Annotated in this window: 11 protein-coding genes; 7 read left to right on the forward strand and 4 right to left on the reverse strand. The window is 71.2% G+C overall.

Annotated features, from left to right (window positions below; genetic code table 11):
- Nucleotides 1–8: 8 nt before the first annotated feature.
- Nucleotides 9–899: a carbohydrate kinase family protein gene (locus ASC61_RS08100; protein ID WP_056210807.1), complete on the reverse strand. Its 891-nt coding sequence runs from the start codon at nucleotides 897–899 to the stop codon at nucleotides 9–11.
- Nucleotides 896–2,107 carry an AGE family epimerase/isomerase gene (locus tag ASC61_RS08105; RefSeq protein WP_056210808.1) on the reverse strand — a complete coding sequence of 404 codons (1,212 nt, stop codon included), beginning with the start codon at nucleotides 2,105–2,107 and terminating at the stop codon, nucleotides 896–898. Before ASC61_RS08105 ends, ASC61_RS08100 begins: the two co-directional genes overlap by 4 nt.
- Nucleotides 2,108–2,235: 128 nt before the next feature.
- On the opposite strand from ASC61_RS08105, the gene ASC61_RS08110 reads away from it, so the two are divergent.
- Together ASC61_RS08110 and ASC61_RS08115 are read left to right on the forward strand one after the other, a co-directional pair.
- Nucleotides 2,236–3,150: an ABC transporter ATP-binding protein gene (locus ASC61_RS08110; protein WP_056210809.1), complete on the forward strand. Its 915-nt coding sequence runs from the start codon at nucleotides 2,236–2,238 to the stop codon at nucleotides 3,148–3,150.
- Entirely contained in the window at nucleotides 3,147–3,941 is a 795-nt protein-coding gene (locus ASC61_RS08115; RefSeq protein ID WP_056210810.1) for an ABC transporter permease, read from the forward strand. The genes ASC61_RS08110 and ASC61_RS08115 overlap by 4 nt, the downstream gene beginning before the upstream one ends.
- A gap of 73 nt (nucleotides 3,942–4,014) precedes the next feature.
- Here the strand turns inward: ASC61_RS08115 and ASC61_RS08120 are convergent, their stop codons facing one another.
- Together ASC61_RS08120 and ASC61_RS08125 are read right to left on the reverse strand one after the other, a co-directional pair.
- Nucleotides 4,015–5,823, reverse strand: a complete 1,809-nt coding sequence (locus tag ASC61_RS08120; RefSeq protein ID WP_056210811.1) for an alpha/beta fold hydrolase — start codon at nucleotides 5,821–5,823, stop codon at nucleotides 4,015–4,017.
- A gap of 52 nt (nucleotides 5,824–5,875) precedes the next feature.
- Nucleotides 5,876–6,619, reverse strand: coding sequence for an IclR family transcriptional regulator (locus ASC61_RS08125; RefSeq protein ID WP_056210812.1), 744 nt, complete (start codon nucleotides 6,617–6,619; stop codon nucleotides 5,876–5,878).
- A gap of 78 nt (nucleotides 6,620–6,697) precedes the next feature.
- Here ASC61_RS08125 and hutH point away from each other — a divergent pair, with 78 nt between their 5' ends.
- Genes hutH through hutI form a run of 5 tightly spaced genes read left to right on the forward strand, consistent with a single transcriptional unit; the run spans nucleotide 6,698 to nucleotide 13,408 of the window.
- Complete coding sequence (gene hutH / locus ASC61_RS08130) at nucleotides 6,698–8,296, forward strand: histidine ammonia-lyase (protein WP_082530537.1); 1,599 nt, start codon at nucleotides 6,698–6,700, stop codon at nucleotides 8,294–8,296.
- Nucleotides 8,293–9,957 carry a urocanate hydratase gene (gene hutU / locus ASC61_RS08135; protein ID WP_056210813.1) on the forward strand — a complete coding sequence of 555 codons (1,665 nt, stop codon included), beginning with the start codon at nucleotides 8,293–8,295 and terminating at the stop codon, nucleotides 9,955–9,957. Before hutH ends, hutU begins: the two co-directional genes overlap by 4 nt.
- 51 nt (nucleotides 9,958–10,008) lie before the next feature.
- On the forward strand, nucleotides 10,009–11,178 hold the full coding sequence (locus ASC61_RS08140; RefSeq protein WP_056210814.1) for an allantoate amidohydrolase: 1,170 nt from the start codon (nucleotides 10,009–10,011) through the stop codon (nucleotides 11,176–11,178).
- Nucleotides 11,175–12,284, forward strand: a complete 1,110-nt coding sequence (locus ASC61_RS08145) for a formimidoylglutamate deiminase (RefSeq protein ID WP_056210815.1) — start codon at nucleotides 11,175–11,177, stop codon at nucleotides 12,282–12,284. Before ASC61_RS08140 ends, ASC61_RS08145 begins: the two co-directional genes overlap by 4 nt.
- A complete protein-coding gene (gene hutI, locus ASC61_RS08150; RefSeq protein ID WP_056215458.1) occupies nucleotides 12,281–13,408 on the forward strand; it encodes an imidazolonepropionase in 1,128 nt (375 codons plus the stop codon). The genes ASC61_RS08145 and hutI overlap by 4 nt, the downstream gene beginning before the upstream one ends.
- Nucleotides 13,409–13,464 lie beyond the last annotated feature (56 nt).

Genomic DNA, 13,464 nt, shown 5'->3' on the forward strand with positions numbered 1-13,464 from the left:
GCGCGGCGTCAGGGTGTGAGGTCGGCGGTGCGCGGCGGGTCGGCGCCGGGTCGCGAGCAGGTGATCGCCGCAGCGCTCGAGGCGTACATGCCGAGGTCGGTGAGCTCCGTGAGGTCGAGCTCGGCTGCCGACGGCCACGAGTACGCCGAGCACCACGCGAGCATCGCCGCCATGAAGGAGTCGCCGGCGCCGATCGTGTCGACGACCGAGACGGTGGCCGGCTCGATCGTGGCGACACCCTGCGCGTTGGCGACGACCGCGCCGTCGCCGCCCAGCGTGATCGCCACGAGTGCTCCGTCGGCGGCCAGCCGCTGGGCCAGCGCCTCGGGTGCCTCGCCGGGGAACAGGGAGGTGGCGTCCTCGTCGCTCATCTTGATGATGCCGGCGTGAGGTGCGATGGCCTCGAACGTACGCCGCCACACCTCGGCGTCCGGTTCGACGGTGAGCCTGACGTTGGGGTCGTACGACACCGGCACGCCGAGGGCGTCGGCCATCACGACGAGGTCGGCGACCAGGGTCGCGCCCGGCTCGAGCGAGGTGCCGAGCGATCCGACGTGGACGACCTCGAAATCACCGGGATCCGGCAACGCCGCAGGGTCCCAGGTGAGGTCGAACTCGTACGAGGCACTGCCGTCCTCCGCGAGGGTGGCCCGGGCGCTGGACGTACGAGCGGGCACGGGCTCCAGCACGTCGAGGGCGACGTCGGACTCGTACAGGCGATCCCGCAGCAGGTCGCCGTACGGGTCGTCGGCGAGCTGGGCCGCGAGCCGGGTCGGCACGTCGAGGCGGGACAGCCCGACGGCGACGTTGAAGGGCGAGCCTCCGGCGTGCGGCTCCGGCTCCGAGCCGGGACGCTGCACCACGTCGACGAGCGCCTCCCCGACGATCAGCGCGGTCATGCGCCCGCTCCGAGAGTAAGGGCTGCCGACGGGGCGAGCGGCAGGTCGGGCAGGGTCAAGGCGTTGAACGCGTGATAGGCGTCGGGCTTGCCGCGCCACGTGCGGGTCGTCAGGTGCATGGCGGGGGAGAGCTCGTGGCGCCATGCCCCGGTCTCGTGGTCGACGTAGTGCTCGTCGATCTCCGACCACCAGCGCTCGGCGAGGCCGGCATAGATCCGCTTGCCGGTCCACGCGTGCAGCGCCTCGGCAGCCAGCACCGCTTCGGCGATGACCCAGTGGAACCGCTCCTCCACGATCGGCTCGCCGTGCCAGTTGGTCGTGTAGGGCAGCCCGGGCTCCTCGTCGCTGACCGCGTCGTCGACGGCCCGGGCGAAGAGCGCCTCGGCCGCCTCCTCGAGCCACGGTCTCGGCGATTCCAGGCTGGCGGCGAGCTGGAGCAGGAGCCGGGCCCACTCGAACGCGTGACCCGGCGTCGACCCGAAGGGACGGAACGGGTCGGCGGGCTGGTCCTCGTTGTACGACGGCAGCGGCGTCCAGTCGTGGTCGTAGTGCTCGGGGATGCGCCACTCGTGTGCCCGGGCGTGGATCCCGATGATGCGCTCGCAGATCGCCAGCGCCCGCTGCCGCCACACCTCGTCCCCCGTGACGTCGGCGGCGACGAGGTAGGCCTCGACCGCGTGCATGTTGCTGTTGGCCCCGCGATAGCCGTCGACCGTGGACCAGTCCTCGCTGACCTCCTCGACGCAGCGACCCTCATCGGCATCCCAGAACTTCTGGCCGTGGATGCGCGCCGCCTCGCCGAGCAGGTCGGCGGCCCCGTCGGCCCCGGCCGCCGTGGCGCTGGCCGCTGCCAGGAGGACGAACGCGTGCCCGTAGCAACCCTTCGTACGGTCCGGCACGTCGCCGTCGAACTCGACCCGGTCGTACCAGCCGCCGTTGACCTCGTCGTGGAACACGGTGGACAGGGCGCGTACGCCGTGGCCCGCGAGCCGCAGGGCATCGTCCTCGCCGGCGAGGTGCGCGAGCGAGAAGACGTAGGTCATCCGGGCGTTGATCCAGAGCTCGAGGACCTTGTCACGGTCGGGCGTCCCGGAGTCATCGAGCCAGAAGAAGCCACCCTCCTGGCGCCAGGACTGCCGGGAGAACGCGAGCAGCTTCGCCCGCGCCTCGTGTCGCCACTCGGCGCTGCCGGGATCGTCGTCAGTCATGGGGCCAACCTATCGACCTTCAGGGTGCGGTCAGGGGTCGCCGGGGGTCCGTCCCTGATGTCCGCAAGGGGTCCCCGCCAGCAGGCTGAGGGCATGACATCGACAGCAGACTCAGGGCGGCGATCCGCATGATCCGCGCCCAAGGACTCACCAAGACGTACGACGGCAAGAACGCGGTCAACGGCATCGACTTCACGGTCGAGCCCGGCCGGGTCACCGGCTTCCTCGGCCCCAACGGCGCCGGCAAGTCGACGACGATGCGGATGATCCTCGGCCTCGACGCCCCGACCAAGGGCAGCGTCACGGTCAACGGTCATCGGTATGCCTCGTCGCCCGCACCTCTCCGCGAGGTCGGGGCGCTGCTCGAGGCGCATGCCGTGCACCCCGGCCGCTCGGCACGCAACCACCTCCGCTGGCTCGCCGCCAGCAACGGAATCCCCACGACACGTGTCGGCGAGGTCCTGGAGCTCGTCGGCCTCGACTCGGTCGCCGCTCAGCGCGCTGGCCGCTTCTCGCTCGGCATGGGCCAGCGGCTCGGCATCGCCGCCGCGCTGATCGGCGACCCGCCGGTCGTCATGCTCGACGAGCCGGTCAACGGTCTCGACCCCGAGGGCGTTCGCTGGGTCCGCTCCTTGGCGCGGCAGCTCGCCGATGACGGCAAGACGGTCTTCGTGTCGAGCCACCTGATGTCGGAGATGGCGCTGATGGCCGATCACCTGATCGTCATCGGCCGCGGCACCATCCTCGCGGACAGCCCGCTGCAGGACTTCATGGCCGAGCACGCCTCGGCGTACGTACGCGTGAAGGCTCCACGGTCGACCGACGTCGAGGCGCTGCTCGTGGGTCGCGGCCTCGACGTCACCCGCGTCGATGACGAGCTGCGCGTCCAGGGGCTCGACGCCCCGGCGATCGGCGAGCTGATCGGCGGACACGGCTTGTTCCTGCACGAGCTGACCCTCGTCCGCTCCTCGCTCGAGGACGCGTTCATGGAGCTCACCGCCGACAGCGTCGAGTACCACGCGCGGACGGAGGTGGCCGCATGACCGCGCTCGCTGCACCCCCGACGAACGCCTCGCTCGGCCGTACGGTCCGGTCCGAGTGGGTCAAGCTCTCGAGCATCCGGTCGACCTGGTGGACGGCGCTCGCGATGGTCGTCCTGGGCGCCGGCTTCACCACGATCATCTCCGGCATTGCCGCCGGTGACATCGCGAGCGGCAAGAGCCATGACTCGCCGGGCGAGTACATCACCCAGGGCCTGATCTTCAGCCAGATCTCCGCGGTCGTGATCGGCGCGTTGGTGGTGACCTCGGAGTACGGCACCGGGATGATCCGCGCGACCCTGGCGGCGACGCCGGTACGTTCGAGGGTCCTGGCGGCCAAGGCGATCGTCGTGAGCGGGTTCCTGTTCGTGGTCGGCGTCGTCACGGCGTTCCTCGGTTACTTCGGCGGCAACGCGTTCTTCCGGAGCGAGAGGGTCGGCATCTCGCTCGGTGACGAGCACATGCTGCGGTCGATGTTCGGCGCCGGGCTGTACATGGCCGGCCTCGGCCTGCTGGCCGGCGCGATCGGACTGCTCGTCCGCCACACGGCCGCGGCGATCTCGATCGTGCTCGCGCTGGTGTTCATCATCGGCCAGGTCGTGCAGCTGATCCCCGGGACGGTCGGCGAGTGGGTCATGAAGCTCATGCCCGGCAACGCCGGTCCCGGCATCGTGGTGCCGGTCTCGTTCGGTGACAACATGCTGTCGCCGTGGACCGGGTTCGCGGTGTTCGTCGGCGAGATCGCCCTGCTGGGCCTCGCCGGGCTCGCGCTGTTCCAGAAGCGCGACGCCTGAACCCTACGAGTAATCACTCGGCCCTCGGGCCTGTCGAAGGAGCGCATTCGACAGGCTCGAGGGTCCCCGAGGCTCAGTTCACGACGGGCAGCGTCAGGACCTGTCCGGTCGCGCCGGTCGCGATCGTGACGACGTTGGGCGTCAGGCCGCCGCGATAGTTGGTCGACCCGCCCGCGACGATGAGCCGCAGCGAGTGGCCGGCCTCGAAGCGGTGGGCGATGGCGGGCAACGTGACCCGGAACGCCTGGCGTACGTCGGGCACACGGACGGGCGCGACGAGGTTGTGCACGATCGTCGCCTTGCCGGTCGCGTCGACATCGGCGATCTTGACGAACAGCACGAGCTTGGCCGGCGACCCGACGTTCTGAGTCGTCTGGGCGACGACCGCCTTGACCTTGAGGTCGAGGGTCGGCGACCCGACCACGTCGACGGGTGCGGCGAGTGCGGCCGACGTGAACGCCGCCGACGAGCCGGGGAGGTCGAGCTCGGGCAACGGGATCACGTCACCGAAGGCATCGGCCGGGTCGGTCGAGGTCGGGATGCCCGCAACCGGGGTCAGGAACGTCTGGGTGCCTGCGGTGAGGCCCGAGGCCGACGAGCTGAGAGCCTTGCCCGACAGGTAGAGCTTGGCAGGCGCGCCGACCGGGTAGGACGTGGCAGTGGCGTAGGCCGGAGTGGCGATGCCGGAGTAGGGGACCCAGTCGCGGAAGTAGGTGAACTCCGGTCCGGTGTCGACCGACGAGTCCTTGAGGTAGTGGTCGAACCAGTCGGCGACCCGCCGGGTGTTGTCCTGCGTTGCCGGGTCCGGGTTGCCGAGGTCGATCTCGCCGGGCGCAGCACTCTCGGAGTGGCCCCACTTGGTCCAGACCATCTTGACCGGAGTGCCCTGTGCCTTGAGGGCGCGGTAGTTGGCGATGCCCTCGTTGAGGTTGAAGAGCGTGTCGCCCTGGCCCTGGAAGATCAGGGTCGGCACCTTGACCTTCGAGATGTAGCTCGTCGCCGACGCGTGACGCAACGAGGCGACCTCGCCGGGAGTCAGGGTGCCGGTCGCCGCAGCGTTGACCAACGAGGGGCACACGAACGAGGCGAAGTTGGGGCAGCCGATCAGGCGGGTCGGATTGGTCTGGCCGTTGCTCACCCCGTTCTGGATGCCCGAGACGGTGAAGCCGAGAGCCCACAGCAGCTTCGCCGCTCCGGGCGTGGAGGTGCTGACGCCGACGGTCTGCGACGTGTTGTTCGGCGACAGGGAGTAGGACAGGTCGCTCCAGGTGATCATCGGCACGATCGTGTCGATGCGCTTGTCGAGCGAGGCCGCCGCGAACTGGATCGCGCCACCGTACGAGCCGCCGACCATGCCGACGCGGGGGTCGTTGGCGACCGCGTGACCTGCGTGGTCGACGGTGTCCTTGCGGATCACGTCGAGCACGGGCGCCGGGGTCTTGTGGGCGGCGTCAGTGAACGCGATGCCGGACTTCCCGCCGAGATAGCTGACGAGCTGGCTCGCGGCCTTGCCGTCGTAGTCGGGGTCGTCGAGCGTGATCTTGCAGCTCGAGCCGCCGAAGCCGAGCCCTGAGTAGGACAGGACGGCGTAGCCGCGCGCCGCGAACGCCTTGCCGATGCCGGCCTGGTCGTCCTTGGAGCCGCCGAAGCCGTTGGTGGTCAGGATCGCGGGAACGCGGTTGGTGCTGCTGGCGCCCTCGGGGAGGTAGAGGTCGCCGACGATGTCGCACACCTGCGTGCCGAGCGGGCCGACGTTGACCTTGAAGTGCAGCGTCGTGGCCGGCGGGGTCGCGGCCTCGGCCGAGAGGGTCGGTGCCGCGACGAGGGCGGCGGTGGTCAACGCTGCTGCCGCGAGGGCGAGGACGGAACGGCTCGTACGCATGGGACTCCTTGGGGTACCGGTGAGTAACTCAACGAGCCAGGTGTGGTCCGGGTCACGTATGACGGAGGCGGCGGGCGATCTCCGCGGCGGTCACACGTACGTCGTCGACGAGGTCGCCGACCGGTGTCCGGCTCTCCCAGGTGACCGCGACGGAGGCGTGGATCGTGCCGGCATCGATGGGCGCAGCGATCGAGGCGAACCCCTCCGTCACCTCGCCGTCCTCGGTCGCATAACCGCGCTGGCGGGTCGTGACGAGCAGCCGGCGCAGCTCGGTGGGCGACCGCGGACCAGCCCCGGTGCGGGACGTGAAGGCGCCCTTGCCGGGATAGAGCGCGGTGACCTGCGGACCCGGCAGCGACGCGAGGATCGCCCGGCCGGACGCCGTGAGGTGGGCCGGCAGGCGTACGCCGACATCCGTGACGAGCGGTGGCCGGCCCGGTGCCCGCTCCTCGATGACGTAGAGCACGTCGGCGCCGTGCAGCACCACGAGGTGCGCCGACTGGCCGACCCGGTCGACGAGCCGGGCGAGCGGCACGCGGGCGAGCCGCGCGAGCGGTTCCTGCCGCGCGAAGCCGTGGCCGACCTCCCATGCCGCGATGCCCATGCCCCACGTGCGGTCGTCGGGGTAGTGCACGACGAAGTCCTCGTCGGCCATCGCGGTCAGCAGGTGGTACGCCGAGGAGCGCGGCAGGCCGAGCTCGCCGGCGATGCGCGTCGCCGAGACCGGAACGGGCTGCCCCGACAGGAACCGCAGCACGCGAAGCGCGGCGGTCGCGGCGGGCACGGAACGGGGCATGCCCCAGTGTCTCGCATACGAGACACGATTGGGGTGAAGGCTGTGGCGCGGCCGGCCTGCGAGGCGTGCAATGGACACATGGCTTTGGTGACCGTGGGAGTGGGCGCGCTCGCGCCGGAGGATGTCGTGCGCGTGGCCCGGGAGGGTGCCACCGTCGAGCTGAGTCCGGAGGCGCGGGACGCGATCAAGCGCGCCCGGGCGTACGTCGACGAGCTCGCTGCGTCGGACGTGCCGGTCTACGGCATCTCGACAGGCTTCGGCGCCCTTGCCACGCGCCACATCGAGCCCGGCCTGCGCACGCAGCTGCAGAAGAGCTTGATCCGGTCGCATGCCGCAGGCACTGGCCCTCGTGTCGAGGACGAAGTCGTGCGGGCCTTGATGCTGCTGCGACTCTCCACCCTCGCGAGCGGCCACACGGGCGTACGACTGGAGACCGCCGAGGCGTACGCGTCGATGCTCAACGCGGGGCTGACTCCGGTCGTGCGGGAGTACGGGAGCCTCGGATGCTCGGGCGACCTGGCGCCGCTGTCGCACTGCGCGCTCGCCGTGATGGGTGAGGGCGAGGTCGATGACCACGGCGTCGTACGCCCTGCGGCCGAGGCACTCGCCGCGCACGGTCTGGAGCCCGTCGAGCTCGCCGAGAAGGAGGGCCTCGCGCTGATCAACGGCACCGACGGGATGCTCGGCATGCTGGTGCTCGCGCTGCACGACCTGCGCCGGCTGCTCGACACGGCCGACCTCGCTGCCGCCATGAGCATCGAGGGGCTGATGGCGACCGACCGCGTGCTCGCGGCCGACCTGCAGGCGCTGCGCCCGCACCCGGGACAGGCCGAGTCCGCGGCGCACATGGCAGCCCTGCTCGCCGGCTCGCCGATCGTGGCGAGCCACCGGCACGGCGACGGGCGGGTGCAGGACGCGTACTCGATGCGGTGCGCCCCCCAGGTGCACGGAGCCGCCAGGGACACCTTGGAGCACGCCACCACGGTGGCCGGGCGAGAGCTGGCGTCGGCGATCGACAACCCGTCGGTGCTCGACGACGGCCGCATCGAGTCGCACGGCAACTTCCACGGAGCGCCGTTGGCGTACGTGCTGGACTTCCTCGCGATCCCGGTCGCGGACGTGGCGAGCATGAGCGAGCGACGTACGGACCGGTTCCTCGACGTGACGCGGAGCCAGGGGCTGCCGCCGTTCCTCGCCGACGATCCCGGCGTCGACTCGGGGCACATGATCGCGCAGTACACGCAGGCCGCGATGGTGTCCGAGCTCAAGCGGCTCGCGGCGCCCGCGAGCGTCGACTCGATCCCGTCGAGCGCGATGCAGGAGGACCACGTCTCGATGGGCTGGTCGGCGGCGCGCAAGCTGCGGACGTCCGTCGACCTGCTGACCCGCGTGCTGGCGGTCGAGATCCTCACCGCTGCGCGCGGCATCGACCTGCGAGCCCCGCTCGTTCCCTCGGCTGCGACGGGCGCCGCGATCGCGGTGCTGCGTACGCGGGTCGCCGGGCCCGGGCCCGACCGCCACCTCTCACCCGACCTCGAGGCCGCCACGGAGCTCGTCCGCGACGGCTCCCTGCTCGATGCTGCTCACTCACACGCTGAGACTGACGTTTTTGCTGTCGTGAGGCGGCGTGTCGCGACAGAAACGTCAGGCTCAGCGAGAACTGGAGATCACTCATGACCCGTCCCACCGTCCGCGCTGCACACGGCTCGGCCCTGACCGCGAAGTCGTGGCAGACCGAGGCACCGATGCGCATGCTGATGAACAACCTCGATCCCGAGGTCGCCGAGCGTCCTGAGGACCTCGTCGTCTACGGCGGCACGGGTCGCGCGGCGCGGAGCTGGGAGGCGTACGACGCGATCGTCCGCACCCTCGAGACGTTGGAGGACGACGAGACGTTGCTGGTGCAGTCCGGCAAGCCGGTCGGCGTCTTCCGTACGCACGAATGGGCGCCGCGAGTGCTGATCGCCAACTCCAACCTGGTGGGCGACTGGGCGACATGGCCGGAGTTCCGCAAGCTCGAGGCCGAGGGCCTCACGATGTACGGCCAGATGACCGCGGGCTCGTGGATCTACATCGGCACGCAGGGCATCCTGCAGGGCACCTACGAGACCTTCGGCGCCGTGGCGCGCAAGCGGTTCAACGGCACGCTCGCCGGAACGCTCACGCTGACCGGTGGCGCCGGTGGCATGGGCGGCGCGCAGCCGCTGGCCGTGACGATGAACGAGGGCGCCGTGATCGTCGTCGACGTCGACGAGACTCGTCTGGAGCGCCGGGTCAAGCACGGCTACCTCGACGAGTACTGGACCGACCTCGACGAGGCCGTCGACCGCGCCGTCGCGGCCAAGAACGAGGGCCGGGCGTTGTCGGTCGGCATCGTCGGCAACGCGGCGACGGTGTTCACCGAGCTGCTCGAGCGTGGCACGCCGATCGACATCGTGACCGACCAGACCAGCGCGCACGACCCGCTGAGCTACCTGCCCGAGGGCATCTCGGTCGCCGACTGGCACGCCGAGGCGGAGCGCGATGCCGCCGGGTTCACCGACAAGGCACGCGCGTCGATGGCCAAGCACGTACGCGCGATGGTCGGCTTCATGGACGCCGGCGCCGAGGTCTTCGACTACGGCAACTCGATCCGCGAGGAGGCCCGGCTCGGCGGGTTCGAGCGCGCCTTCGAGTTCCCCGGGTTCGTGCCGGCGTACATCCGGCCGCTGTTCTGCGAGGGCAAGGGCCCGTTCCGGTGGGCCGCGCTGTCGGGCGATCCCGCCGACATCGCCGCGACCGACCGGGCGATCCTCGAGCTGTTCCCCGAGGACGAGCACCTCGCGCGCTGGATCACCAAGGCGCAGGAGAAGGTGCACTTCGAGGGCCTGCCGGCTCGCATCTGCTGGCTCGGATACCAGGAGCGGCACCTCGCGGGACTGCGCTTCAACGAGATGGTGGCGTCGGGCGAGCTGAGCGCACCGGTCGTGATCGGCCGCGATCACCTCGACTCCGGCTCGGTCGCGTCGCCCTACCGCGAGACCGAGTCGATGGCCGACGGCTCCGACGCGATCGCCGACTGGCCGCTGCTCAACGCGCTGCTCAACACCGCGTCGGGTGCGACGTGGGTGTCGATCCATCACGGTGGCGGCGTCGGCATCGGCCGGTCGATCCACGCCGGCCAGGTCATCGTCGCCGACGGCACGGGCCTGGCGGCACAGAAGATCGAGCGCGTGCTGGTCAACGACCCGGGCACGGGCGTCATGCGACACGTCGATGCCGGTTACGAGCGGGCGACCGAGGTCGCGAAGGAACGCGGTCTCCGCGTGCCGATGCTGGAGGGCCCGAACGGTGGTTGAGGTGCGGAGGCCGCCCGCGGCCGTAGCCTCGAAACCACGAAGGGTGGGTTGATGCTCGACGTCATTGCCTCCATCGGGCGCGACCCGGGGACCGGCGGCTATCGGCGATTCGCGTGGAGCGACGCCGACATGGAGCTGCGCGAGTGGTTCGCCGGCGAGGCGGCCGGTCGCGGCATGGACCTCGTCGAGGACGGCAACGGCAACCAATTCGCCTGGTGGGGCACCGGCGACGACGCCCTGCTGATCGGCTCGCACCTCGACTCGGTGCCCGACGGCGGAGCGTACGACGGACCGCTCGGCGTGGTCTCGTCGTTCGCCGCGATCGACCAGCTCCGTGCCGAGGGCTTCAACCCCCGCCGCCCTGTCGTCGTGGGCAACTTCGCCGACGAGGAGGGCGCCCGGTTCGGCATCGCCTGCGCCGGTTCGCAGCTCGTCACCGGCGTGCTCGATCCTGCCAAGGCGCTCGGCCTCAAGGACCGCGACGGGCTGACCCTGGCCGAGGTCCTGACCGCGCGGGGGCGCGACCCGAGAGCGGTCGGGCGTACGGACCTCCTCAGCACAATCGGGACGTTCGTGGAGCTGCACGTCGAGCAGGGCCGGTCGCTGATCCACTCCGACGCAGCCGTCGGGGTCGCGACCGCGATCTGGCCCCACGGGCGTTGGCGGCTCGACTTCTGCGGCGAGGCCAACCACGCGGGGGCGACGCTGATGGAGGACCGCCACGACCCGATGCAGGCGTACGCCGCGACGGTGCTGGCCTCGCGGCGCCTCGCCACCGACGCGGGCGCGAGGGCGACGTTCGGCCGACTCGAGGTCGAGCCCGGCGGCACCAACGCGATCCCTTCGCGCGTACGGGCCTGGCTCGACGCACGCGCAGCCGACGAGGGGCAGCTCGACGACCTGGTCGATGCGCTGGTGCGCCAGGCGCGCGCTGCCGCTGACCCCGACGGCACCACCGTGACGCTGACGACGGAGTCCGTGAGCCCGGCCGTCGAGTTCGACGCACCGCTGCGCGACCGCCTGGCGGCGCTGCTCGATGCGCCGGTGCTGCCCACCGGCGCCGGCCACGATGCGGGTGTCCTGAGCCCGCACGTGCCGACGGCGATGCTGTTCGTCCGCAACCCGACGGGCGTCTCGCACTCGCCGGCGGAGCTCGCCGAGGACGCCGACTGCGAGGCCGGCGTCGGAGCCCTGGCCGCCGTCGTGAAGGAGCTGGCGTGACGTCGGCGCCGGCGTTCGCCAACTGCCACAGCCATGTCTTCCACCGAGCCCTGCGCGGGCGGGTCACCGGCGCCGACTCGTTCTGGACGTGGCGCGACCAGATGTATGCCCTTGCAGCAGTGCTCGACCCCGACCTGCTGTTCGACCTGGCGCGGGCGACGTACGCCGAGATGCACGCCGCGGGCATCCGCAGCGTCGGGGAGTTCCACTACCTCCACCATGGGCCTGACGGTCGGTCGTACGAGGACCCGAATGCCATGGGCGAGGCGCTGATCGCCGCTGCGCGAGAGGCCGGCATGCGCATCGCGCTGCTCGACACGTGCTACCTGGCTGCGGGATTCGGCCGCGAGCCCGAGGGTGTGCAGCAAAGGTTCAGCGACGGCGACGCCGACGCGTGGGCGGCCCGGGTCGCCGACCTGTCGCGCAAGCACGCGGGTGAGGACGACGTCGTCGTCGGTGCCGCGATCCACTCCGTACGCGCCGTCCCCCGCGACCAGCTCGCAACCGTCGCGAGTGCGTTTCCGGATGCACCGGTGCACGTGCACGTCTCCGAGCAGCCCGCCGAGAACGAGGAGTGCCTCGCCGCGACCGGGCTGACTCCGGTCGGCCTGCTTGCGGAGGCTGGAGCCTGGACGCCGCGCACCACCGCGGTCCACGCGACCCATCTGACGCCCGATGACATCGCGACGCTGGGCGACGCCCGGGCGTACGTGTGCTTCTGCCCGACGACCGAGGCCGAGCTCGCGGACGGCATCGGCCCGAGCGTCGAGCTCCGCGAAGCCGGGGCGAGGCTGACACTGGGCTCGGACAGCAATACCGTCATCGACATGTTCGCCGAGGCCCGCGCCGTCGAGATGCACCAGCGGCTGGCCTCTGGCGTGCGCGGCGCCTGGAGCGCCGACCAGCTCTGGGCTGCCGCGACCACGACGGGCCACGCGTCGCTCGGCTTCGCCGGCGACGACACGATCGAGATCGGGGCGTCCGTGCGCACCGCGGGCGCCGACGAGGTGCTCTGGGCGGCGACCGCGGAGGATGTCGTGAGCGATCGCATCGACACCCCCCGCGATCTCGCGGCTGCGATCGACGCCTGTTGGAGCCGCACGTGACCGCACACCTGGTGACCAACATCGGCGAGCTCGTGACGTGGGACGCCGATCGGCCGATCCTGCACGACGCCGCACTCGTCGTCGAGGGCGGCCGCGTCGCCTGGTTCGGGCATCGCACCGACGCCCCGCCGGCCGACTCGTCGAGCGACGTCGGCGGTGCGGCGGTGATCCCGGGCTTCGTCGACTCGCACTCGCACCTCGTCTTCGCCGGCGACCGGTCTGCCGAGTTCGAGGCGCGGATGACGGGTGAGGCCTACGCCGCAGGGGGCATCCGTACGACCGTCGCCGCCACGCGGGCCGCTCCCGACGAACAGCTCCGCGCCAACGTGGCCCGCCACCTCGCCGAGATGCGTGCGCAGGGCACGACGACGACCGAGATCAAGAGCGGCTACGGCCTCACGGTGCTCGACGAGGCCAGGTCCCTCGCGATCGCCCGGGAGTTCACCGACGAGACCACGTACCTCGGTGCCCACGTCGTGCCGGAGGGGAGTGATGTCGGCGCGTACGTCGACCTTGTCACCGGGCCGATGCTCGAGAAGTGCGCACCGTACGCCCGATGGATCGACGTGTTCTGCGAGGACGGCGCCTTCGGTCAGGACGAGGCACGCACGATCCTCACGGCCGGCATCGCCGTCGGGCTGCTTCCGCGCATCCACGCCAACCAGCTGGGTCACGGCCCCGGCGTGCAGCTCGCGGTCGAGCTCGGCGCGGCCGCCGCGGACCACTGCACCTACCTGAGCGACACCGACGTCGAGGCCCTCGCGGGCTCGGACACGGTCGCCGGGCTGCTTCCGGGCGTCGAGTTCTCGACCCGTCAGCCCTATCCTGACGCACGCCGCCTGCTCGACGCCGGCGTGACGGTGTCCCTCGCGACGGACTGCAACCCGGGCAGCTCCTACACGTCGTCGATGCCGTTCTGCATCGCCGTCGCCGTGCGCGACATGGGCATGAGTCCGCGCGAGGCCCTCTGGGCGGCGACCAAGGGTGGGGCGCAGTCGCTGCGCCGCGACGACGTGGGTCACCTGTCGGTCGGCGCCAAGGCCGACCATGTCGTGCTCAACGCCCCGTCGTTCGTCCACCTCGCCTATCGCCCCGGCGTGCCACTCGTGGCCGGCATCGGCTGACCTCCCCAATCTGGCCAATCGCGAGCGCCACCCTGTCTCCGTGGTTCATCCTGTCG

The organism is Aeromicrobium sp. Root344 (assembly GCF_001425755.1).
Classification (GTDB): Bacteria; Actinomycetota; Actinomycetes; order Propionibacteriales; family Nocardioidaceae; genus Aeromicrobium.

What these genes read in the sequence shown, in the direction of transcription:
- ASC61_RS08100 (WP_056210807.1), bottom strand. Translation starts at nt 899, where the DNA reads ATGACCGCGCTGATCGTCGGGGAGGCGCTCGTCGACGTGGTGCAGCGT.
- ASC61_RS08105 (WP_056210808.1), bottom strand. Translation starts at nt 2,107, where the DNA reads ATGACTGACGACGATCCCGGCAGCGCCGAGTGGCGACACGAGGCGCGG.
- ASC61_RS08110 (WP_056210809.1), top strand. Translation starts at nt 2,236, where the DNA reads ATGATCCGCGCCCAAGGACTCACCAAGACGTACGACGGCAAGAACGCG.
- ASC61_RS08115 (WP_056210810.1), top strand. Translation starts at nt 3,147, where the DNA reads ATGACCGCGCTCGCTGCACCCCCGACGAACGCCTCGCTCGGCCGTACG.
- ASC61_RS08120 (WP_056210811.1), bottom strand. Translation starts at nt 5,823, where the DNA reads ATGCGTACGAGCCGTTCCGTCCTCGCCCTCGCGGCAGCAGCGTTGACC.
- ASC61_RS08125 (WP_056210812.1), bottom strand. Translation starts at nt 6,619, where the DNA reads ATGCCCCGTTCCGTGCCCGCCGCGACCGCCGCGCTTCGCGTGCTGCGG.
- hutH (WP_082530537.1), top strand. Translation starts at nt 6,698, where the DNA reads ATGGCTTTGGTGACCGTGGGAGTGGGCGCGCTCGCGCCGGAGGATGTC.
- hutU (WP_056210813.1), top strand. Translation starts at nt 8,293, where the DNA reads ATGACCCGTCCCACCGTCCGCGCTGCACACGGCTCGGCCCTGACCGCG.
- ASC61_RS08140 (WP_056210814.1), top strand. Translation starts at nt 10,009, where the DNA reads ATGCTCGACGTCATTGCCTCCATCGGGCGCGACCCGGGGACCGGCGGC.